Below are 21,992 nucleotides of genomic sequence, written 5' to 3'. Positions count from 1 at the left end.
AGGAGATCACCATGCCGTACACGCCGACCCAGCACGACTACCACGTCGACCGCGAAGCCCTGCGCGCCCGCATCGCCGGATGGGGCGCCGACCTCGACCCCGCCGACCGCCCGGCCGTGCCGCGCGAGTGGCACGACCCCGACGGCACCGGTGCGCACTGGACCTTCCCCGACCGCCAGCCCGAGCACGGCAGCCGCGAGCGCTCCATCGAGCACCAGCAGTTGACCCCCGTCTTCGGCACCGCGCAGCCGCTGCACGGCGTATCGGGCGCGATCCGCCGGTACGCCTACGACCGGTACAGCGAGGGACGCGCCGCGCACTGGCTGCTGCTCATCCTCGGCGACCGCGTCGACTCCGTCGGCGCCCACGTGCGGTCGTTCGCGTCGCTGCGCCCCGACAACCCGATCACCGAGACGGGCGTGCTGAGCGAGTTCCGCCGGCACGGCCTGCGCTCGAGGTTCGGCGTCACCCGCGTCGACCGGTCGCACACCTGGATCGACCCGATCCTCATCGTCGGCCCGTGGGTGCTGGCCGCCGTGGGCGCCGTCACGATCGTGCGGGGGGCCGTTCGGGCGCTCCGCTGACACGTCGATCGACGGATGCCGCGGCGGACCGCCGCGGCATCCGCGTCAGTCGGTCGTGGCGGCCCCGGCCGTCTTGTGCCGCGGCTTGCGGGCGGGTGCATCGTCACCGCCGTGCTCGGATGACGCGTCACCGCCTGCGCTGCGTTCGCGGCTCTCGCGGTCGTCCCAGCGCGGACGCGCGTCGCGGGTGTCGCGACGCGGGCGGCTGCTTCGGTCTCCGCGATCGCCACGGTCGTCGCGACGGCGGGGCCCGCCGGTGTCGGGTCGCAGCTCGATGAGCCGTCCCGAGATGCGCGTGCCCGTGAGCCGGTCGAGGGTGTCGGGCGACAGGTCGGCGGGAAGCTCGACGAGCGAGAACTCGGGCCGGATCTGGATGGCGCCGAAGTCGTCGCGCTGCAGGCCGCCCTCGTTCGCGAGCGCCCCGACGATCTGGCGCGGCTCGACCTTGTGACGCCGGCCCACGGCGATGCGGTACGTGGTCATCGGCTTCGCGCCGGGACGCGGTCGCCGCTCGGGGCGGTCGCCCTCGCCCCGGTACCGCTCGGCGCCACGGCCGTCGCCGCGCTCGCCGCGTCCGGGGCGGTCGCGGTCGTCGCGGTCGAACCGCTGCGGCGGGCGCACGGGCTCGGGCTCGAGCAGCAGCGGCGAGTCGCCCTGCGCGACGACGGCGAGCGCGGCAGCGACATCCGCCTCGGGCACGTCGTGGTTGCGCACGTAGTGGGCGATGATGTCGCGGAACCCGTCGATGCGCTCGGCCTGGCCGAGTGCCGCGCTGATGCGGTCGTCGAAGCGGGCCAGGCGGGTGACGTTGACGTCGTCGACGCTCGGCAGCTGCATCTGCGTGATGGGCTGCTTGGTCGCCTTCTCGATGCGGGTGAGCAGGCCGCGCTCGCGCGGGGTCACGAAGCTGATCGCGTCGCCGGTGCGGCCCGCGCGGCCGGTGCGGCCGATGCGGTGCACGTAGGGCTCGCTGTCGCTCGGGATGTCGAAGTTCACCACGTGGCTGATGCGCTCGACGTCGAGGCCGCGCGCCGCGACATCCGTCGCCACCAGGATGTCGAGCTTGCCCGACTTCAACTGGTTCACCGTGCGCTCGCGCTGCACCTGGGCGATGTCGCCGTTGATCGCCGCGGCCGAGTAGCCGCGGGCACGCAGCTTCTCGGCGAGCTCCTCGGTGACGCTCTTCGTGCGCACGAACACGATCATGCCCTCGAAGTTCTCGACCTCGAGGATGCGCGTGAGGGCGTCGATCTTCTGCTGGTACGACACGACGAGGTAGCGCTGCGTGATGTTCGCCGAGGTCTGGGTCTTGGTCTTGACCGTGATCTCCTCGGGGTCGTGCAGGTACTGCTTCGACATGCGCCGGATCGCGGCGGGCATGGTCGCGGAGAACAACGCGACCTGCTTGTCGTCGGGGGTGTCGGCGAGGATCGTCTCGACGTCCTCGGCGAAGCCCATCTTCAGCATCTCGTCGGCCTCGTCGAGCACGAGGTACTTGAGCTCCGACAGGTCGAGGGTGCGCTTGTCGAGGTGGTCCATGATGCGGCCCGGCGTGCCGACGATGATGTGCACGCCGCGTCGCAGCGCCGAGAGCTGCACCCCGTACCCCTGGCCGCCGTAGACCGGGAGGATGTGCACGCCCTTGAGGTGCGCCGCGTAGCGCTCGAACGCCTCGCAGACCTGCAGGGCGAGCTCGCGGGTGGGCGCCAGCACGAGCGCCTGCGGGGTCTTCTGGTGCAGGTCGAGGCGCGCCAGGATCGGCAGCGCGAACGCCGCCGTCTTGCCCGTGCCGGTCTGCGCGAGGCCGACGACGTCGCGGCCCGCGAGCAGGGTGGGAATGGTCGCCGCCTGGATCGCCGACGGGGTCTCGTAGCCCACGTCGTCGAGCGCCTTGAGCACCGGCCCGTCGAGGCCGAGGTCGGCGAACGTGATCGCGGCGGGCTCGTCAGGAGCCTCGACCTCGACCGGAGCATCGCTGGAAGTCACGCTTCAGGGTAGACCGTCGGGCTGTGAGGCGGTGGGATGCCGCGGGACGGCCGGAAGGGCCGGCCCATGCGGACCGACCCTTCCTTCGCTTCACCCCGAGCGCGTCAGTGCCCGGAGCGCTGCCGTCACTCGACCAGCGTGAACGTCACCGTGGTGACGTTGCCCGCGACGTCGAACACCTGCAGCTCGTTGGCACCGAGCCGAGCGCCGTGGGTGCCCGGCCTGAGGTTGTTCACGTTGGCGTGGGTGCGGTCGGACAGGTCCTGCTCCACGCCGTTCACGGTGACCCGGTCGATCTTGCCCGCGTCGAAGATCGTGAACGAGACCTTGGTGTAGACCCCGTCCTTCCCCTTCGAATCGGGCTTCACCGAGACATCCGGAGCCGTCGTGTCAGGTGCGGCCGGCACGGCGATGTCGGTCCGCATCGCGGGCAGCTCCGCCTCGTCGCCGAGGTAGAAGCTCGCGAACCCGACCTGGTCGTAGCCGGTGTTCTTGTTGGCCACGCCGTTGCGGTACATCGGGTCGTGCATCAGCGTGCGGATGCCGTACTCGGTCGGTGCCAGCGACGTGACGATGCCGAGGCGGTTGCCGCTCGCCCGCAGCACGAGCTCCTCGCGCCAGTCGCCGAGCAGGTCGGCCTTGAGGGTCGGCGTGCTCTTGTTGCCGGTCGACGTCAGGCCGGTCGCGAGGTACGAGGACGCCGCGAACGTCAGGTCGTCGATGCGGTTGACCGTCGAGCCGTTGACCGCCATGTGCGTCAGGCCGCCCCCGAACCAGATCGCGTTCTGGCCCTGCGCGATGCCCCGAGGGCTCGCCGTGGTCGTCAGGATCTCGCCCGTGACCATGCTGCGCACCTCGTTCGTGGCACCCGCCGAACCGGCCTGGGCGCCGGGCCAGCGGTTGGAGTAATTGCCCGCCACGCTGCCCTCGTCGTCGCTCGCCGCGTACACGCCATAGATCAGCGAGTTCTCGACCACGACGTCGCCGTGCTCGTCGAGCCGCTTGCCCTTCATCGGGTCGTAGCCGGCGGGACCCGGGAGCCAGCCCGTGTGCACGCCGGTGCGCAGGTCGTCGAGGAGGTGCTCCTCCATGCCCGACCACTCCCTGATGTGGTTCTCCTTGTCGACCGGCAGCAGTGCGCTGCGATCGCCGTGCCGGAGCGGAGCCCACACGTTCTCGGGGTTGTTCCGCACGTCGTCGGTCGCGAACTGGAACGCGCCGGGGACCGGCGGGACGCCGTCCTGCCCCTCGATCGTGGGCATGACGTCGCCGTTCAGCACCTTCGGCAGGATCTTGGTCTTGTCGGCGTTCAGGCCGAGGACCATCGCCTTCAGCACCACCTCGTCCCAGCCGTCGCCGTCGAGGTCGGCCGAGGTGGTGAAGTGGTTGCCGCGGTTCTGGTAGTCGTAGGCGCTGCCGCCCAGCGACCAGTACTGCGGGTCGGCCGAGTCGAAGCTCGCCTGCAGGTTCACCTGTCCGTCGACGAGGTTGAAGGCGGCGAGGGTGGTGCGGTGGTAGTAGCCGCGTTGCGACACGGCGTACTTGTTCACGCCGTCGAGCGCCGCGACGACGCCGACGTAGCGGTTGGCGCGGTTGCCCTGCGCGTCACCGAACGAAGCGGCCTTCCACGGATGCTGCAGCCAGTACGCCTCGCTCTCGGCCATGATCTGCGCCTTGTAGTCGTTCGCCGACGTGCCCGCGCCGGGGCCCGGGAATGCCAGGTACGAGTAGTTGCCGCGCTGGGTGGCCGGGGTCATCGCCCAGTTCTCGCCGTCGACGCTCGCCCGGTAGGGAAACGGGTAGGTCTCGCTGTCGACGAGCTCGCCCTGCCCGGCGTCGGCGTTCCACTCGAAGGCGGAGAAGAACTCCTGGTCGTCCTTCGCGGGGCCGATCGGGCCGACGTGGTACGTCTTGATCCATCGCTTGATGTTCGGATCGTTGGGTCCGTCGTTCCCGCCTCCCGCCGTCGGGCTCCGGTACGAGATGCTGAAGCTGTTGAGGAGCGACCAGTAGGTGTCGAGCGCCTGCTCGTCGCCGGTGGCGAAGTACTCCTTGAACTTCTCGGTCGTGGAGTTCAGGCCGTCCTCGCCGCCGACGACGCCCGAGTCGGGGTAGACGACGGACTGCGAGGCCTCGTCCCAGTTGCCGATGCGCGTGCCCAGTGCGGTCTTCAGCATGAGCTCGGACTTGCCGTCGCCGTCGAAGTCCTCGGCGAACAGGGTGGTCTCGTGGTCGTTGGCCGCCCGCACGTTGTAGCCCATGTCCACGCGGAACAGCAGGGTGCCGTCCTGCTTGTACACATCGATGTACTCGGGTGCCGTCGTGGTGTTCGCGCCGCCGAAGATCGGCTCGGAGTACATCGGGTCGACCTGGGTGCTCCGCCACTTCACGACGATCTCGTACTCGCCGTCGCCGTCGAAGTCGCCCACGGTCATGTCGTGGGTCGAGTAGGCGCCGCTCTGCGACGTCTCGATGGCGCCCGTCGCGGTCTCGGCGTAGGGAAGCGAGATGCCCGAGTCGAGGTTCTCGACGTAGGCGATGAACTCGCCCTCGAGCTCGTCGTAGAGCGCCTTCGTGACCTTGCCGTCGACGAGGGCGTTCGTCAGCGGCCGGGGAGCGGCGTAGGTCGCCACGCCGAGCGCGTTCGGGGTGGTGTTGTGCGCGTTGAGCGCGGCGACCCACCCGTCGAGCTGCTCCTGCGTCACCGTCGCCTGTTCCTCGTACGCCACGCGGAAACCCTTGAGCAGGTCCATGTCGACGACGTACCAGTTCTGGCCGCCGGTGCCGGGGATGACCATGCCGGCGGCGTTCAGGTTGACGTTCGGGCCGCCGAACCGGTTGCCGGAGCCGCGGTAGGTGAAGTGCGCGAGGGGCACGGGCGCCGGCGCGGGCTTCAGCGGGATGTAGTGCACCGCACCGCGATCGGCCTGGCCCGACCCGCCCGGGAGCGCCGAGAGCATGGGCACGCTCATGCCCTGCCGTGCGCCCTCGACGCCGTCGACCACGGGGGCGACCTCGTAGACGGACGTGAGCGCGCCGTCGGGGTCGGTGTAGTTCGACGGGGTGACGTCCTCCTTCACGACCCCGGGGTTCGTGTCGTAGTCGCTCTCGGGCTGCACGTCGCGCGGCGCGATGGTGGTGATCTTCGCGAATTCGGCGTCACCGTCCTTGCGGTAGACGTTCCACGACAGGCCGTCGGGCTCGTCGCCGAGGAAGCGCCAGCTGAGGAAGATGCCTCCGGCTGTCTGGGCGCCGACCAGCCCCCGGGTGAGGTATTCGACGGGACGGAGGTCGGATTTCGGCGCAGCGGTCGCGGCGCCCGCGGCTCCTGGGAGCAGGGCGCCGCCGGCGACCAGGGCCGCGGCCGTCGCGACGGCCACGAGCGGGCGCGACCAGCGGGAGACGCGCAAAGGGGTGGGTGATTCGAGAGCGGGACCGCGCGGTGAGCGCGCCGAACTGCGTGGTGAGATGGACGAGACCATGCCTGCCTTCTTCGTTGAAAGGGTCTGACGAGGCTTCCGTGCCCAGCGCGTTCCCGGCATGGTCGATCGCCCGTCGTGCGGGTCGTGCCGACCGTCGCTCGCCGTCGAGGACTTGCTGAGGAATACGCTTTCCACCCTCCACGCTATGCCGCGGTTTCCGGGTCTGTCAAGGATTCATCGAATCGATTCATCCGGTGCGGCGCGGTGAGTTCACCGCGCCTTCGTCCGGTATTCACGCTGCGGACGACCGGGGCTGGTGCGCTGGCTGCGGTCGCCCGATCGACCGGCCTTCCGGCCATCAACCCCACTCCCAGGAGGAACCGAATGCCCTTCCGTGTCACCAAGCTGCGGGCCGCGTCGGCCGCTGCCGCGCTCCTCGGCGCCGGCGCGATCGTCGCCGCGTCGAGCCTCTCCGCGACCGCCGCGCCGGAGCCGTCGCCCGACCAGCCCGGCGGCGCCATCCGCCACAGCGCGTCGGGCTTCGGCGACGCTGCCGCGCTCGCCCGCTCGCTGCTGCCCACTCCCGCACGCAACGTCATCCTCCTCATCGGCGACGGCATGGGGGACAGCGAGATCACGATCGCCCGCGACTACCTCTACGGCGCGGGCGGCGAGCTCCCGGGCATCGACGCCCTGCCCGTGACCGGCCAGTACACCACCTACTCGCTCTACAAGGACGGCGACCCGCTCGCGGGCAAGCCCGACTACACGCCCGACTCCGCGTCGACCGGCACCGGCTGGGCGACCGGCACGAAGACGTACGACAACGCGGTCTCGGTCGACATCCACGGCACCGCGCAGAAGACGCTGCTCGAGCTCGCGAAGGCGAACGGCCTGCGCACGGGCGACGTGACCACCTCGGAGATCCAGGACGCGACGCCCGCCGTGCAGGTCGCGCACGTGGCGGCCCGCAGCTGCTACGGACCCGACAGCCCCAGCTGCGGTGCGGACGCCCTGTCGAACGGCGGCGCCGGTTCGATCTCGGAGCAGCTGCTCGACACGCGCCCCGACGTGACACTCGGCGGCGGCGCGGCGACGTTCGCGCAGACCGCCAAGGCCGGCGAATGGGCGGGCATGTCCCTGCTCGACCAAGCCGAGGACCGCGGCTACGAGGTCGTCACCGACGGCGCCGGCCTCGCGGGGCTGTCGAAGGCGAATCAGGATGCCCCGGTGCTGGGGCTGTTCGCCGGCGGCAACCTCCCCACCCGCTTCGCCCCGAATGTGGCCACCGTCGGCGGCTCGGGCGCGGCCACGGGCGTGGAGTGCCAGCCGAACCCCGACTACCTCGGGGCATCCGGTGTCACGCTGAAGGCGATGACCGAGAAGTCGATCCAGCTCCTCAACGACAAGAAGGCCAAGAAGGGCTTCTTCCTGCAGGTCGAGGGCGCCTCCATCGACAAGCGCGACCACGCCGCCGACGCCTGCGGACAGATCGGCGAGACGCAGGACTTCGACGAGGCGGTGCAGGCCGCGCTCGCGTTCGCCAAGGCCGACAAGAACACCCTCGTGATCGTCACGGCCGACCACGCGCACTCCTCGCAGATCGTCGACGGCCCCACTCCCGGTCTCGGCACGACGCTCACGACGGTCGAGCAGTCCCCTCTGCGGATCTCGTACGGCACCTCCGCCGAGGGCGGTTCGCAGCAGCACACGGGTTCGCAGCTGCGCATCGCGGCCTACGGCCCGAGTGCGATCGGCGTCCTGGGCCTCACCGACCAGACCGACACGTTCTTCACCATCGCGAACGCGCTGAAGCTGAACACGGGCGTGAAGGTGAGCTGGCCGCTGCCGAAGGGCCCGCAGGCCACCAAGCCGTGGGACACGCGCCGCGCCGGGTGAGCGCGAGCACGTGAGGGAGCGAGTGCCCCGTCTGCCGAGGCAGGCGGGGCACTCCGCTGTCGCGGCCGCTGTGCGCCGGCATCCGCAGTGCGTGTCAGCGCCTCGTCTCGTACCGGTTCATCACCACCCCGCCGGGAAACGTTCGCGTTTCCAGGAGGTACAGGTTCACCCAGCTGTCCAGCGCGGCGAAGAACGGCCTGCCGCCCCCCACGAGGACCGGATGGGTCACGATCGTGTACTCGTCGACCAGCCCGGCCCGCATCGCCGCCGCGGCGAGCGTGGCCCCACCGACCCGCATCGGCTCGCCGTCCTCGGCCTTCAGACGGGTGATCTCGGCGACCGCGTCGCCCTTGACGAGGCGGGCGTTCCAGTCGACCTTGTCGATCGTCGAGGAGAACACCAGCTTGGGTGTGTCCCGCCAGTTCCGCGCGAACTCGATCTGCGCAGGGGTGGCGTCGGGCTGCTGGTCGCCAGTCGGCCAGTGGGAACTCATCGTCTCCCACAGCCTGCGCCCGTACATCAGCAGCCCGATCGCCACCTCCTGGTCGAGCCACCACTGGAACAGCTCGTCGCTCGGCGCGCCCCAGCCGATGTCGTCCCCGGCCGCGGCGACGTAGCCGTCCAGCGTCACGTTCATGCCGTAGATCACTTTGCGCATGGCGCCAGCCTGCCGTCATTCGGCCCCCACCGTAAAGACCGAGCGGCCGAGGGATGTCGCCGGCCGGACGGACGGTTACCGAACGGCGGTCTCGGCCACGTTGGCGAGGAGTTGGAGGCGTTCGTGGGTCGGCGAACCTGGTTCGGCTGAGAAGACGACCATCTGGAGTCCCCGGTCGGACGCGAGGTCCATCGCCTGGAAGGTGAGGTCGAGGTCGCCGACGACCGGATGGTGGACGAGCTTGAGGCCGGTGCGGTGTTCGCGGACGTCGTGAGCTCCCCAGAGCTTTCGGAACAGGTCGCTGCGGGTGGAGAGTTCGCCGACGAGGTCGGTCAGCTGACGGTCGTAGGGCGAGCGGCCGGCTTCGGCGCGAAGGACGGCCACGATCTGGCGGGTCTGCGCGTCCCATTCCCGGTAGAAGACCTGGGCGCGCGGTTCGAGGAAGATGAATCGGGCGGCGTTGGCCGGCGGTCGGACGCCGTCGAGCATCTCTGAGAAGAGGGCCGCCCCGAGCCGGTTGGTGGCGATGGCGTCAAGACGGCCGTTCTGTATGAAGACCGGCACCGTCGACATGGCGTCGATGGTCTGCCTCATGCCGGACGTGAGCTGCGTCTTGCGGGTGGTCCGGGCTCGTTGCTGCGGGTGAGCCCCGGCATTGGCGGCGCGGACCAGGTCATACAGATGGGCGTGTTCGGCGTCGTCGAGTTGCAGGGCACGGCTCACCCCGTCGATGACGGCTTCGGAGACCCCGGCCGCGTTGCCCCGCTCGAGGCGTTTGTAGTACTCCGCGCTCATTCCGGCCACCAGCGCGACCTCTTCCCGACGGAGCCCCGGAACCCGGCGTCGACCGCCGAAGTCGGGCAGCCCCACCTGCGACGGCGTGAGCTTCGCGCGCCGCGTGGTGAGGAACTCGCTGATCCCGTCGGAGGTGTCCATGCCATCGAAGCTACGCCGACTCAGGGCGCGCATGGGGGTCCCTGCCGGGGCACCCATGGGTAGGGCCACGCTCACTCCAGCGGACTCGCGTTGACTCGACCAGGCCTGACCCACACACGAACAGAAGGACATCACCATGAAGAACGCACACCTCGGAAGCCTTGAGGTCTCCCGCATCGGCCTCGGCGCCATGACGATGGCCGGCACCTACACGACGGGTGGAGGTCTCGACCACGACGAGTCCATCCGCACCATCCACCGCGCCCTCGACTTGGGTGTCACCCACATCGACACCGCCGAAGTGTACGGCCCCTACCTCAGTGAGGAGATCGTCGGCCAGGCCATCCGCGGCCGCCGCGACCAGGTGAAGGTCGCCACCAAGTTCGGGCTCGTCTCCCACTCCGGCGGCGGACCGGGTGTGATCGACAGCGCACCTGCGAACGTGAAGGCCGCCGTCGAGGGCTCCCTGCGGCGCCTCGGCACCGACCACATCGACCTCTACTACCAGCACCGCGTGGACCCGAACACGCCCATCGAGGACACCGCGGGCGCGGTCGCCGACCTGATCGCCGAGGGCAAGGTGCTCCACCTCGGCCTGTCCGAGGCGTCCGCACGGACCATTCGCCGGGCACACGCCGTGCATCCGGTCTCGGCGCTGCAGACCGAGTACTCGCTGTGGACGCGCGACGTGGAAGCGGAGATCCTGCCCCTGCTCCGCGAGCTCGGCATCGGCTTCGTCCCCTACTCCCCCCTCGGCCACGGGCTCCTGACCGGGCAGATCCGCTCCGCGGCCGACATCCCCGACGATGACTGGCGGAAGACCAACCCGCGGTTCGTGGGCGAGAACTTCGACCGCAACCTGCGTCTCGTCGACGAGGTCCGTGCGATCGGCGCCGAGATCGGAGCAACCCCCGCGCAGACGGCACTGGCATGGATCCTCACGCGCGGCGAGGACATCGCCCCGATCCCGGGCACACGCCGGGTAGCGCGAGTGGAGGAGAACACCGCAGCCGACGCGGTCGAACTCACGGCGGACCAGGCCGCCCGCCTGACCGCGCTCGAGCCGGCCGCCGGTGAACGACACGACGAAGCCAACATGGTCTCGATCGACACGTGAGTGTGTCGCGGCAGCGACAGCGCGTCGACGACCGAAGAAAACGAACCCGCGATCGCGGAGTTCTGCTGTTGTAGCGAGGGCGGGACTCGAACCCGCGACACCACGATTATGAGCCGTGTGCTCTAACCACCTGAGCTACCCCGCCGGGTAGGCCTCGTCGGTCGAACCGAAGAGAACCAGAGCCCCGAGTCAGGATTGAACTGACGACCCCTTCCTTACCATGGAAGTGCTCTACCACTGAGCTATCGGGGCGTGTGCCGCAATCGGCAACCGTACGAGGATATCACCTCGGAGGGCGTGGTCCGAACCGCGGCGGCGACGTCCGCGGCGGCCACGCCGAAGGGGCTTCGGCGGCACTGCATCGCACCTCGCTGCACCCCCGTATTGGGGTGCGGGGTGGGCGTGCCATCCGTGCTGACCCTCATGCGGCGCGGCAGGGGCGAGCGTAGCGTGAGCGCGTTCGGGTGGGTTCGACCGTCTTGGGGTGACGGGTCATGGGGTGCAGTTGGGGGTCGACGGCGTCGTCAGCCGGGGGCGTCCGGCGCGTGCGCCTGCACGCCAGGCTCCAGGCGCCGGTCGTCTTCGTCATCGGCGCGACGGGCGCGGGGAAGTCGACCCTCGTGCGTCACGCACTGGACGAGGACGGGGCATCCGCACGCATCGTCACGGCTGGGCGCGACTGGCAACGGCCGGAGGTCGCCGCCCGGATGCTGGCCGAGGCGACGCGGGGCCGGCCCGCATCGCTGGCGATCGACGACGCCCACCACCTGATCGGCTCGGCATCGGAACGCGTGCTCGAGGGCTTCCTCGCCGAGGGCCGAGTGCCGCGGGTCGTCGTCGCCTCGCGCACCATGCCGTCGTTCGAGGTCAAGGGCGACGCGCTCGTCAGCGCACCCGAGCTGGCCTTCCGGCTCGACGAGGTGGTCGCCCTGGTGCGCGCCCACGGCGGCCCGCGGATCGAGCTCGAGACGGCCTCGCGCCTCCGGGCCGAGACGGCGGGGTGGGCCGAGCCGATCCGCCTGCTCGCGCGTGTGGCCGAGCGCGTCGATCCGGACTCGCTCGACCGCGAGATGGCCGCGACGCTCGGCGGCGACTTCGCCGCGGTGTGGCTCGAGCGGGTGCTCGCCGAGCTCCAGCCGCGCGTGGAGGCCGCGCTCGCGGCCTCGAGCGGGCTGCCCTCCCTCGACCTCGCCCGGTGCTCTCGACTGCTCGACGAGACGGACGGCGCCGCCCTGATCCGCGCGCTCGACGACGGCGAGGTCATGCACGGCCGCGCGCAGGGCGGCCGGCGTGCGCTGCCGCCGGTGCTCCGACGGCACCTCCTCGCACGGATGTCCCCGTCGGCACGCGTCGCGGCCGGGGAGGCCGCCGCGCGGGTGCTCCTGGAGGACCAGGCGATGACGGATGCCGCGGACGCGCTCACGCACGGCGGCGCCTGGCCGTCGCTCGGGCAGCTGCTCGAGGCCGAGCCGGCGGCGGGGCGCTCCCCCGGACGATGGTCGGCACGGGTGCCCGCGCACGTGGGGCAGCGCACCCCGGCGATCGGCGACGCGGTCGAGCGTGCGCGTGCCGGGGAACGGCTGGCGCTCGTCGGCACTCGGTCGCGCCGCGCCGCGCTCACCTCGCGGGCGCCGATCCCCACTGCGACGCTCGACCGCGGATCCGAGCTGCTGGCCTCCGCCGCCGCCTGCTTGCGGCGGGGCGACGCGACCGGCGCCGTGCCGCTGCTGCGCCGCGCGCTCCGAGCCGCCGAGGCGCCCGAGGAGTCCGTCGCCGCCCGGCTCGCGCTCGCGGTGCTCCGCGTTCCGCTTGCCTCGACGGCGACGACTATGCAGGCGCTCTGCGCCCTGGAGGCGGACGCCGTCGACCTCGGGCTCCCCGGCCTGGCCCGGGTCATCCGCGGGGCCATTGCGGCGAACTGCCTCGATGCGCCGAGACGCGCGGTGCGCGAGGTCGTCGAACGGTGCGAGCTCTACGACGACGACCTGGGCGCCGCGATCGTCGAGGGCATCGATGTGCTGGCTCAACTGCGGCGCGGCGTGGTCGACGTCGCCCAGGCCATCGACTTCGCGGAACGCTGCGATCGGCTCGGGGAAGCCGAAGCCGCCGCCTGGGCTCGCGCCGCAGCGGTGCTCGGAGCCGCGGCGGCGCGCTCGCCCAGGTTGCCCGACCTCGTGACCACCGCCGAGGCCTCCGCCGTCGCGACCGGCCTCGAGGGCCCGCGTGCGCTGCTCGCCGCAGCGGCCGCGCTCACGTGCGGCGGCGAGGACGCGGTGCGGCACGCGGCATCCGCTCATCGGATCGCCCGGCTGTCGGGACTTCCGCGCGTGCCACTCGTGCCGTCGCTGGTGCCGCGCGTGCCCACCGACGTCGTCATCGCACGACCGGCGATGCAGGAACGGCCGCACGACCCGGCGCTCGCGGTGTCGTGCTTCGGCGGGTTCCGCGTGCGCATCGACGGCGCCGACGCCGACCTGCGGGGGCTCCGGCCCCAGGCGCGCAGCCTGCTGCGGATGCTCGCGCTGAACGCGGGCGCCCCATTGCACCGCGAGCTCATCGCCGACGCGCTCTGGGGCGAGCTCGGCACGGAATCGGCGCTGCATGCCCTGCACGTCAGCATCTCGAGCCTGCGCCGGGTGCTGCCGCTCGACGACGGCTCGTCGCGCTTCGTCGTCGAGCGTGACGGGGAGGCCTACCGACTCGGCATCGCCGACCGGGGACACTGCGACCTGTCGGACTTCGACGACCACCTCGCCGCCGCCGCGACCGCGAAGTCGCGTGGCGACCTCGCCTCGGCGGCGTCGGGCCTGCGGCACGCGCTCGGCCTCTACACCGGCGACGTGCTGCCCGAGGACGGCCCCGCGGAGTGGGCGATCGGCGCCCGCGAGCGGTACCGGCTCCGGGCGGCGGAGGCCGCGAACTCGCTCTCGCACCTCGAGGCGCACCTCGGCGACACGCGAGCCGCCGTGGCCGCGGCGAGCCGTGCGGTCGAGATCGACCCGTGGCTCGACGAATCGTGGCGCACGCTCGTTCGGATGCACCGGCACGCGGGCGACGATGTCGCCGCCCTGCGCGCGCACGACGGATACCACCGCATGCGCGAGGCGCTCGGCATCGAGTGAGCCCGGTCGGCCGCGGGGGCAGCGGCTCGCGGAGCCCGCGTCACCGCCCGAGGAACTCGACCTCGGCGACCGCCACGTGCGTGGCGTCGGTCGCGCCGTGGGCGCCCTCGAGGGTCAGGCGCACGGCGGTCACGTCGTCGATCCCGAGCTCGAAGCGCTGCGGCCCCGGCTCGTCGGCGAGGGTGAGGTCGACCTCGTGCGGCACCCCGGCGGAGTCGATCGCCGTCACGCCGAGCACGGCCGGGCGCCCCTCGGCGAGGAAGACGGCCTGGTCGGCGGATGCCCCTGGCGACACCTGCACCGCCACGAGCCGGAACGGCTGGGCGAAGCTGGCCTCGAGGTACTCGCCGTTCGCGGGGCCGGTGGGCGCGGGCGCCCAGGAGCGGTCTGCGAAGCCGTCGTGCGCGAGCTCGGCGCCGCGTCCGTCGGCGGCACTCGACGCGACGATGGCGACGGGATTCTGCGCGCTCGAGTCCACCACCCGGTCGCCGATCGCCGCCACGAACCCGGCGATGGGCCCCCTGGCGAACCAGGCGACAGCGCCGAGCACGACGATGATCGCCGGCACCACGATCCAAGCGGGGCGGATGCGGCGCCGATTCGTCTTGGGCCGTGTTCCGGCGGCAGCCTGCTGCGACCTCGGCTGCGTGCGATTCGCGGTCGCACCGAGCGGCGCCGCGCAGTGGCGGCAGAAGTGCCGGCCCGGGGCGTTGCCCGTTCCGCAGCGCCAGCAGACGATGTCGCCCGGCTTGACCGTCTCGCCGACGGGTCGTGGCGCCCGCTTCGGAGCCCGTTGCGGCACCGCGGCGGGCTTGCGTGCGGCGGGTGCGGTCGGCGCGACCGGGCCCGGCACGGCGGCTGCAGGCGCTGCGGGTGCAGGCGCTGCGGGTGCTGGCGCTGCAGGGGCGGGCGGAGTGGCAACGGGCTCCGCTGGGGTCGGCGCCGCCACCGCCGCCGCCGACGGTGTCGCGAGGTGCGGAGTGGCCAGCATCGCCTCGAGCCGCGGGTCGGGCCGAGGCTCGGGCTCGGGCTCGCGCTCGGGGTCGGGCGCGGGCTCAGGTTCCAGCGCCGGCTCAGGCGCGGGCTCGGGCGCCGTCTCCGCTTGCGGCTCCGGTTCCGGCTTCGGGTCCCCCACGGGCTCGGGATCGAACGCGAGCGCGGGCTCGGGCTCGGGCTCCGCCTCGGGCTCGCGGAGCGCGGCATCCGCCTCGTCGACCGGCTGCGTCGCGGCATCCGTCGCCCCACCGCGATCCCAGGCCAGGTACGAGCCGCACTGCCCGCAGAAGTCGTCGCCGTCGTCGTTCATCGCGCCGCACTCGGCGCAGCGGATGCCGCTCACGTCGCACCCCCGCCCGTGACCTCGATGACCGTGCGGATGTGCGCGGGCACCACCCGGCGCGCGGCCCGCTCGAGCCGCCGCCGCGCTTCGGCCTCATCGCCCGAGGCGAGCTTGACCGCGATGCGCACCTCGGCCGCGGGCGTGCCGGGGAGGGCGCCGTGCGGCGTGCCCGACCACGCCGACGCACCCGACTCGGTGACGACGACCTCGGCCTCGGGGCCGGCGGCGAGCAGCATCGCGTCGCGGATCCCGGCGGCGGTTCCCGCACGTCGGTGCAGGGCCGCCGCCCCCGCGACGATGCGGCGCCGATGCTCGACCGACCACGCGGCATCCAGCTCGACGTCGACCCAGCCGGCGAGCCAGTCGAGGAAGTCGGGAGGAGTGGTCTGCGGGCGCAGGTAGGAGTCGAGGTTGTCGAGCACGGCGAAGACCGGCGCGAGCGAGGTGTCGAACGCGCCCAGGAAGCGCTGGAGGAACTCGTCCTCCTGCAGCACCGCAGGCAGCCGGTCGATGACGGGAACCGGGCTGTCGAGACCGCCGATGACGCCGCGCACCTCACACCCCCGCCGTCACGCGCACGCGGTGCTCGAACCCGAAGACGAGTGCATCGGGGTCGAGGTCGATGCGCTGGGTGGGCTCGCCGCGCTTGCCGGTCACCGGGTCGGCGCCGAAGAGCAGCACCTCGTCGACGAGCTCGGTGCCGGGCAACGACTGCAGCACCGAGTAGACCTCGCCGGCGAGCACCGGCCGCCCGAAGGGCCAGCCGCCGCCGTCGGCTCCACCTCGGGCGGCGTCGAAGTACCGGTAGAGGGTCGCGAGGGCCTGCTCGCGCAGCGGCTCGACCGCCACCCGCGGTCGGGCGATCAGCTTCGCGACCACGGTGATGCCCTGGTAGAGCGGCGGTTCGATCGAGAGGCGGGCACCGACGGTGCGCCGGGGCTCGAGGTCGTCGGCGATGACCTGCAGCACCTCGTCGGCGGGGATGAGGTCGGCGAACTCCACCCGTCCGTCGGGCCCGATCGCCGCGGCCGGCACCACCAGGAGCCGCACGCCCTGCCCCTCGCCGTCGCCCTTCGCGGCGACGGCACGCACCCTGGCCACGCCGGGCGCCGCACGCCGCGCCAGCTGCTCGTAGTCGTCGAGCGTCACCGCCCGGTCGAGGGTGCGCAGGGTGAGGGGTCCGCGCGCCTTCGCCTCCTCGATGCGCTCGCCGTCGACGCCGTCGTGCGCCGCCCCGCGATTGACCACGCCCCGCACGAACGGAACCGTGGTGCGCAGCACCGAGAGCGTGCCCGGCGCCACGTTGCCGCGGGCTCCCCCGCCCACGCGATACCGGCGCACGCGCAGGGGCGCGCCCTTCGGCGGCACCGCACCGAAGTGGCGCAGCGACCCGTCGGGCTCGCGCACGGCGGGCGGGAACGACACGACCCCGCGGGTGCGATCCACCCGCACGACCTTCGCATCGGACGCCTGGTCGGCGAAGTCGTCGACCTCGGTCCACTCGTCCCATCCGCCGCCGGCGCCCACGTCCACGGTGAACGGCGCGCCGTCGTCGACGATGGGCCGTACGGCGAGCGTGAACTCCTGCCCGGGCACGCCCTCCGACAGTCCGAGGATCTCGTCGTCGACGGTCGACGCGTGGATGGCGGCGGCGACCCCGCCGACCGTCCGCGCCTCCGCCGCCCGCACGACGGGCGACGCGCTGTACGTCGGCACGTCGGGGTCGCGCTCGACGAGCCGGGTGCGTATCCATCCGGCGCGTACGTCGGCGATGACGGATGCCACATGCCCCCGCGGCACGATGAGCACGACCTCCCCGGGCTTGTTGAGGCCGCCGGTGCCGTCGGCGACCACGTCGCAGGCCTGCCAGCCCGAGGCCGTCCTCGCCTCCCAGACGATGGGCGGGTCGTCGGGGTCGACGCCGACGCCCCGCACGGCGCAGTCGAGTCGCAGCGACACGGCGAGCGCGCCCGACGCGTCGTCGAGCCCGAACAGGAGCGCGTCGCCGGGCGTCGGCGATGACGCGAACGCGTCGATCGTCTCGTCGCCGAGGCGTGCGTCGCCGACCCAGGGCTCGCCGCCCTCGGGGTGCGTGCCCACGGCGATGAGCGAGCGCGGCGGGATCGCGAGCTCTTCGATCGTGGTGAAGATGATCGGCTCGGCGAGCTCAGTGCGCGGCGTGCCCGCGTCGCTCCTCGCGGGCACGATCACCGTCTCGGGGCGGGGGGCGGCGAGCCAGAAGACGAGGTCGACGGTCGCGCTCGTCGGCGGGAACAGCGACACCCCGAGCAGGTCGAGGAAGGCGAGGTACATGCGGTCGGGCACGCGGTTCAGCCGGTAGAGCAGCTCGTCGGTCATGAACGCGAACGCCTCGATGAGCGTGACCCCGGGATCGGAGACGTTGTGGTCGGTCCATTCGGGGCAGCGCAGGGCGACGAGCCGCTTGGCGTCGTCGACGAGGTCCTGGAAGCGACGGTCGTCGAGGTTCGGGGCAGGCAGGGTCATGAGGGCTCCCGGGGGATGACGTAGAAGGGGAACACGAGGTTCCTGGGATCGTTCGTGCCGAGGATCGAGTACCCGACGTCGATGTACAGCACGCCGTCGCCGGCACCCTCGAGCGAGACGGTCACGTCGCCGACCTCGATGCGCGGCTCCCAGTAGCGCAGGGCCGCCCGCACCGCGGCGCCGATCGCCCCGGCCGTCGAGGCGTCGGCGGGCGCGAAGACGTACTCGTGCACCGCGCAGCCGAACTCGGGACGCATCGGCCGCTCGCCGGGTGCGGTGGCGAGGATGAGCCGGATGCTCTCCTCGATCTCGCGATCGTCGGAGGTGAGCGCGATGCGGCCGGTCGCATCGGCGTGCACGGGGAACGCCCAGCCGTGCCCGACGAACTCACGAGACATCCGTGCACCCCCTCTGCACTCAGTTGATCTTCACGACGGCACCCTTGACCGTCGTGACGCCACCGGCCGAGAGTTCGGCGGTGCCCTGCCCCTTGAGGCTGAGCGTCGCGCCCTCGACCTCGGTCGACCCCGTGCCCTTCAGGGCGAGCGAGGCGCCCTCGATCTTCACGCCGCCGGTCGCCTTCACCTCGACGGTCGACCCCGAGAGCTTCAGCGTTCCGTTGTCGGCCGACACCGTGGCATCCTGCTTCGCCGTGATCGTCACCGGCCCCTCGGCGATGATCTCGATGCCCTTCTGCGACGTCTGCGTCAGCGTGACCCGCTGCGCCCCGCCGTTCGTCGACAGCTCGAGGGTCTCGGTGCCCGACTTCTCGGTGAACCGCACCGCCATGCCCGTGCGAGAGGTGAACGAGCGGTGCACGACCTCGCCGTTCTCGACCACGCCCGCCCACGGCTCGGCCGGCTCGTCGACCCCGTTGTAGAGCCCGCCGACCACGAACGGCCGATCGAAGCGCCCGCCCTCGAACGCGACGAGCACCTCGTCTCCCACCTCCGGCAGCACCAGGCTGCCGCGCTTGCCGCCGGCCCCGAGCTGCACGGTGCGAGCCCAGCCGCTGACATAGTCGGGTGAGAGGAAGGGGAAGGCGAGCTTGACCCGGCCGCGAGCCTCGGGGTCGCCGTTGTCGCTCACGAGGGCGGGCACCACGCCGGCCATGCGCGCGTCCTCCCCCGCCGACCACCCGCCGTTCGCCACGCCGTAGAGCGAGCGGTCGGAGGCGTTGCTCACGACCGCGGTGGTGACGTAGCCCTGGTCGGACGAGAACTCGTGCGTCGCCTCGGTGACCGTGTAGCGGCCGTCGAACGGCGACCCGAAGCCCTTCAACGTGACCGCGGTGCCCGAGTGGATGTGCGAATTGCCCCGGATCCGCGCCTCGACCTCGGCGAAGCCCCCCGCGATGCGGTCGGCCACGGACGTCGCGAGCTTGTCCTGTGCCGTCGCGACGCCGTCGCCGTCGGAGCTGACGTACTTCGGGCTCGTGAACGCCTGCGCCACCTTCGCCGGCTGCACGTTCGGCAGCTCGACCGAGCGGGTCTTCGGCGGCGCGGTGGACACGACCGCCTCCTTGCGCACGGGATCCCATCCGCGGACCTCGACCTCGGGCACCTGGCTCGCCGAGGTCACCGTGGCCTGCAGCGACAGCGTGTTCATGCCGTGCTCGATGACGACGGGGTCGTCGCGCGCGCTCTCAGCGCCGGCGGGCGCCTCGTCGGCCTTCGAGGGCGGGCCGAACACGAGGCCGCCCTGCACGACGGAGAACGTCGAGCCCGTGGCATCCGCGAGCCGCTTCAGGAACACCCAGTCGCTGACGTTGTCCTGGGTGACGTGCTTCATGACGCTGCCGGCGACCTGGATGCGCGTGATCGGCACGCTCGCGCGCCCGGCCACGGTGCGCACGATGTCGGCCGGCGTCGAGTCGAGGTACGCGGCGACGCGACGACCGCGGAACAGGCGGTGCGACCTGTCGAGCCCTCGTACCCGCGTGAGGAGCGCTCCGGCCACGTCCTCACGGTCGATCGCGGTGACCTCGCCGTCGAGCAGCCGCACGGGGCCCTGCGGGCCGTTCTCCGAGACGGTGAGCACGACGGACGCGCCGATCGTGAAGTGCCCGTCGGCGAGCACGGTGCCCGCGGTGTCGGTGAACTCCAGCTCGAAGCCGTCGGGGAGGTTCGCGGTGTCGGTGATGCGTCCGGTCAGGAGCTGCCTCGCCACCTGCGTCGGCAGGGGGCTGCCGTCGACCGCGACGAGCAGGAGGCTCGTGTAGGTGTCAACCGACGACACGGGCCACCTCCTGCCGCACCACGTCGCGCTTCGACGGCCCGGAGAGCTCCTCGGCCGCGGGAAGGAAGACGCTGCGCCCGGGCACCAGCCGCATCGGGTCGTCGATGCCGTTCACGTCGGCCACCTGCCGCCAGAGCGCCGCGTTCCCGTACTCGCGGTAGGCGATGGCGGCGAGGGTGTCGCCCTCGCGGATGGTGTGCACGCGCCGCGGCCGCAAGCCGCCCGAGGTGGGGTTCTGCTTGCCCGGGTCCGCGGCGATCTCCTCGAGGGCGACCGTGCAGACCGCGCGCAGGGGCGTGCCGCTCGGCGAGAACAGCGTGTACTTCGCCGAGACCGACTTGATGTAGCCCACGAACCCGACGAGCACGCCCCACTTGAACTGCACCCACGGGGCTGACGGGGTGTCGCCCCGTTGCGAGTCCTTGGTCGGCGCGCAGGCCGTGAAGAGCTTCTCGACGCGGGTGACGACCGAGTCGCCGCCGCCCCCGCGCGTGTCGTCGAAGAACATCTCGACGCTGAGCTTCTGCGCCTCGGGGCCCTGGTAGGTCGCGGGCGGAGCGGAGGTCGCCTTCTTCTGCTTCTCCGACTTCCAGCTCGCGGTCTTCGTCATCGTGAGCTCTTTGGGGTTGAGCTGGAACGCGATCGTGCCGATGGGGGCGCCCGGCACGCCGGGGGTCTTCCCAGGCTCGCGCAGCTCGAGCTCCGCGTGCGTGAGGGTTTCGCTCGCGGCCTCGGTCTTGGTGACGGGCATGTCGGCTCCTTCAGTTCCCGGGCGGGTCGGCCTTGATGCCGTGGTGGGCGAGCTCGAGGGTCTCGGTGAGCACCTTGGGCTGGTCGTTCGTGAGGGAGGGGCCGGTCCAGCGCACCGGGATGACCTGCTCGAGGTGCCAGGTGGCGATGGGCTTGCCCTCGGCGTTGCGCGCCTGGATCTCGGCCTGGCTGGGCGCGATCCGCGGCGCCTTCGCGATCCACCCGAGGATCGGCTGCGAGCTGCCCTTGCCGAGCGGCCGCGACAGCTTCACGTTCGAGAACTTGAGCCGGGTGGGCAGTTGCCAGACGTAGGCGTTGTTGCCGCCCTCCTCGCGCGACTCGAGCACGACCTCGACGCCGAGCCCGTCGCAGCTCGAGAACTCGCCGAGCGACTCCCCGTCGATCTTCACGACGTAGCTCACCCCGACGGCGATATCGGTGTCCTCGATCATCGCTCCCCCTTCCGTCTAGATTCCGTCGATCCGGATGCCGCGGCGTTCCCGATCGAGCAGCAGCTCGGCCTTCAGTCGTCGCACGAGTGGGCCGTAGAGCCGTTGTGCGAGCTTCTCGATCGCCTCCGGCGATGACGCGTCGACGGATGCTGCGCCGCCGGCGGCGGGCGGTGCGGTGACGGATGCCGCGGCCGTGCCGTTGCCGGCAGGACCATCGGATGCCGCGGGGCCGGCGTCGGACGGCGACGCCGGGACGTCGGGCGCCTCGTCGACGACCTCGGCGCGCTGCACGACGGCGTCGGTGGGCGGAGCGGGTGGCGGAGCGGCGACCGGCATCGGCGACGGCGAGGCCGCGCGAGCGGGCGCGATGAGCACTGGCATCGCGCCCGCGGCGCCCGGTGTGCCCGGTGCGTCGTGGGCACGTTGGGGAGTCGATCGCTGCAGGACGGTCGTGGCGGTGGTGGTGGCGCCGAGGGCGCTCGTGCTCCCGGTGGATCCGGAGGCCGTACGCACGGAGGCGGGTGGCGCCGGGAATCGCATCGCGCTCGACGACGCGAGCCCTGACGGTGCGAGCCCCGACGGTGCGGACGCGACGCGGGCGACGACCGGGAGCCCGGCCACGGAGTTCCCGCCGGATGCGGCCCCCGTCGCCGCGCCGAGCGCGGACGCCGCGCCGGCTTGGGGCTCGGGCAGCGCGCCCGCTTCGGTCCCGGTGGCAGGCGTCTCGCCGCCGTCGGCCGAGTCGCCGAAGCCGGGTCCGGCGCCGGGACCGACGAGGCCGAGCGTGCCGGCCGGCTCCCGCGAGACACCGGGCGCGAAGAGTCGCTGCAGCCAGCCGCGACGCGGGATGCCCTCCGACGCGGCCGAGGCGACGGCGGCCCCAGTTGCGCCCGTGGTCGCGGCCGCGGCCGAGGTCGAGCCCGCTGTCGGGGCGGCTGCGGTGCCGGCCCACGCGGGCGGAGCGCCGGCGGTGGTGCGCTGCAC

At 72.2% G+C, this 21,992-nt stretch carries 16 protein-coding genes and 2 tRNA genes; 4 read left to right on the top strand and 14 right to left on the bottom strand.

Annotated elements, in window-relative coordinates; genetic code table 11:
• Positions 1 to 11 precede the first annotated feature (11 nt).
• Positions 12 to 584, top strand: a complete 573-nt coding sequence (locus AC1DZA_RS16020; protein ID WP_476773495.1) for a hypothetical protein — start codon at positions 12 to 14, stop codon at positions 582 to 584.
• A gap of 45 nt (positions 585 to 629) precedes the next feature.
• Here AC1DZA_RS16020 and AC1DZA_RS16015 read toward each other — a convergent pair whose 3' ends face one another.
• Together AC1DZA_RS16015 and AC1DZA_RS16010 are read right to left on the bottom strand one after the other, a co-directional pair.
• Entirely contained in the window at positions 630 to 2,570 is a 1,941-nt protein-coding gene (locus AC1DZA_RS16015; RefSeq protein WP_476773494.1) for a DEAD/DEAH box helicase, read from the bottom strand.
• Positions 2,571 to 2,695: 125 nt separating this feature from the next.
• Positions 2,696 to 5,950, bottom strand: coding sequence for a rhamnogalacturonan lyase family protein (locus tag AC1DZA_RS16010; RefSeq protein ID WP_476773493.1), 3,255 nt, complete (start codon positions 5,948 to 5,950; stop codon positions 2,696 to 2,698).
• Positions 5,951 to 6,376: 426 nt separating this feature from the next.
• On the opposite strand from AC1DZA_RS16010, the gene phoA reads away from it, so the two are divergent.
• The gene (gene phoA, locus AC1DZA_RS16005; RefSeq protein WP_476773492.1) at positions 6,377 to 7,891 is read left to right on the top strand and encodes an alkaline phosphatase; all 1,515 of its coding nucleotides are present in this window, start codon (positions 6,377 to 6,379) and stop codon (positions 7,889 to 7,891) included.
• Between the two features lie 94 nt (positions 7,892 to 7,985).
• On the opposite strand, the gene AC1DZA_RS16000 is transcribed toward phoA, so the two are convergent.
• Complete coding sequence (locus tag AC1DZA_RS16000) at positions 7,986 to 8,549, bottom strand: dihydrofolate reductase family protein (RefSeq protein ID WP_476773491.1); 564 nt, start codon at positions 8,547 to 8,549, stop codon at positions 7,986 to 7,988.
• A 75-nt stretch (positions 8,550 to 8,624) separates the two neighbouring features.
• Positions 8,625 to 9,485, bottom strand: a complete 861-nt coding sequence (locus AC1DZA_RS15995) for a helix-turn-helix transcriptional regulator (RefSeq protein WP_476773490.1) — start codon at positions 9,483 to 9,485, stop codon at positions 8,625 to 8,627.
• 136 nt (positions 9,486 to 9,621) lie between these two features.
• On the opposite strand from AC1DZA_RS15995, the gene AC1DZA_RS15990 reads away from it, so the two are divergent.
• Positions 9,622 to 10,602 (top strand): aldo/keto reductase, encoded by a 981-nt coding sequence (locus AC1DZA_RS15990; protein ID WP_476773489.1) that lies wholly within the window; start codon positions 9,622 to 9,624, stop codon positions 10,600 to 10,602.
• 71 nt (positions 10,603 to 10,673) lie between these two features.
• On the opposite strand, the gene AC1DZA_RS15985 is transcribed toward AC1DZA_RS15990, so the two are convergent.
• Together AC1DZA_RS15985 and AC1DZA_RS15980 are read right to left on the bottom strand one after the other, a co-directional pair.
• Positions 10,674 to 10,747: transfer RNA gene (locus tag AC1DZA_RS15985), tRNA-Met, on the bottom strand.
• Positions 10,748 to 10,782: 35 nt separating this feature from the next.
• A tRNA-Thr gene (locus AC1DZA_RS15980) sits at positions 10,783 to 10,854 on the bottom strand.
• Positions 10,855 to 11,147: 293 nt separating this feature from the next.
• Between AC1DZA_RS15980 and AC1DZA_RS15975 the strand changes: the two genes are divergently transcribed.
• On the top strand, positions 11,148 to 13,724 hold the full coding sequence (locus tag AC1DZA_RS15975) for a BTAD domain-containing putative transcriptional regulator (RefSeq protein WP_476773488.1): 2,577 nt from the start codon (positions 11,148 to 11,150) through the stop codon (positions 13,722 to 13,724).
• 40 nt (positions 13,725 to 13,764) lie between these two features.
• Here AC1DZA_RS15975 and AC1DZA_RS15970 read toward each other — a convergent pair whose 3' ends face one another.
• From AC1DZA_RS15970 to AC1DZA_RS15935, 8 genes are all read right to left on the bottom strand, one after another.
• Complete coding sequence (locus AC1DZA_RS15970) at positions 13,765 to 15,063, bottom strand: zinc ribbon domain-containing protein (RefSeq protein WP_476773487.1); 1,299 nt, start codon at positions 15,061 to 15,063, stop codon at positions 13,765 to 13,767.
• Complete coding sequence (locus tag AC1DZA_RS15965) at positions 15,060 to 15,617, bottom strand: phage tail protein (protein ID WP_476773486.1); 558 nt, start codon at positions 15,615 to 15,617, stop codon at positions 15,060 to 15,062. The genes AC1DZA_RS15970 and AC1DZA_RS15965 overlap by 4 nt, the downstream gene beginning before the upstream one ends.
• A gap of 1 nt (position 15,618) precedes the next feature.
• A complete protein-coding gene (locus AC1DZA_RS15960) occupies positions 15,619 to 17,568 on the bottom strand; it encodes a putative baseplate assembly protein (RefSeq protein ID WP_476773485.1) in 1,950 nt (649 codons plus the stop codon).
• Positions 17,565 to 17,966, bottom strand: a complete 402-nt coding sequence (locus tag AC1DZA_RS15955; protein ID WP_476763188.1) for a GPW/gp25 family protein — start codon at positions 17,964 to 17,966, stop codon at positions 17,565 to 17,567. Before AC1DZA_RS15955 ends, AC1DZA_RS15960 begins: the two co-directional genes overlap by 4 nt.
• Before the next feature lie 19 nt (positions 17,967 to 17,985).
• Complete coding sequence (locus AC1DZA_RS15950; protein ID WP_476773484.1) at positions 17,986 to 19,806, bottom strand: VgrG-related protein; 1,821 nt, start codon at positions 19,804 to 19,806, stop codon at positions 17,986 to 17,988.
• A complete protein-coding gene (locus AC1DZA_RS15945; RefSeq protein ID WP_476763190.1) occupies positions 19,793 to 20,557 on the bottom strand; it encodes a CIS tube protein in 765 nt (254 codons plus the stop codon). The genes AC1DZA_RS15950 and AC1DZA_RS15945 overlap by 14 nt, the downstream gene beginning before the upstream one ends.
• 10 nt (positions 20,558 to 20,567) lie before the next feature.
• Positions 20,568 to 21,008, bottom strand: coding sequence for a phage tail protein (locus tag AC1DZA_RS15940; protein WP_476773483.1), 441 nt, complete (start codon positions 21,006 to 21,008; stop codon positions 20,568 to 20,570).
• 15 nt (positions 21,009 to 21,023) lie between these two features.
• On the bottom strand, positions 21,024 to 21,992 hold a 969-nt coding region (locus AC1DZA_RS15935), incomplete at its 5' end, for a hypothetical protein (protein WP_476773482.1).

The organism is Agromyces sp. P2_B3, from assembly GCF_056404815.1.
This window is presented reverse-complemented; position numbering and strand designations above follow the sequence as displayed.

What these genes read in the sequence shown, in the direction of transcription:
- AC1DZA_RS16020 (WP_476773495.1), top strand. Translation starts at nt 12, where the DNA reads ATGCCGTACACGCCGACCCAGCACGACTACCACGTCGACCGCGAAGCC.
- phoA (WP_476773492.1), top strand. Translation starts at nt 6,377, where the DNA reads ATGCCCTTCCGTGTCACCAAGCTGCGGGCCGCGTCGGCCGCTGCCGCG.
- AC1DZA_RS16000 (WP_476773491.1), bottom strand. Translation starts at nt 8,549, where the DNA reads ATGCGCAAAGTGATCTACGGCATGAACGTGACGCTGGACGGCTACGTC.
- AC1DZA_RS15995 (WP_476773490.1), bottom strand. Translation starts at nt 9,485, where the DNA reads ATGGACACCTCCGACGGGATCAGCGAGTTCCTCACCACGCGGCGCGCG.
- AC1DZA_RS15990 (WP_476773489.1), top strand. Translation starts at nt 9,622, where the DNA reads ATGAAGAACGCACACCTCGGAAGCCTTGAGGTCTCCCGCATCGGCCTC.
- AC1DZA_RS15960 (WP_476773485.1), bottom strand. Translation starts at nt 17,568, where the DNA reads ATGACCCTGCCTGCCCCGAACCTCGACGACCGTCGCTTCCAGGACCTC.
- AC1DZA_RS15955 (WP_476763188.1), bottom strand. Translation starts at nt 17,966, where the DNA reads ATGTCTCGTGAGTTCGTCGGGCACGGCTGGGCGTTCCCCGTGCACGCC.
- AC1DZA_RS15945 (WP_476763190.1), bottom strand. Translation starts at nt 20,557, where the DNA reads ATGCCCGTCACCAAGACCGAGGCCGCGAGCGAAACCCTCACGCACGCG.
- AC1DZA_RS15940 (WP_476773483.1), bottom strand. Translation starts at nt 21,008, where the DNA reads ATGATCGAGGACACCGATATCGCCGTCGGGGTGAGCTACGTCGTGAAG.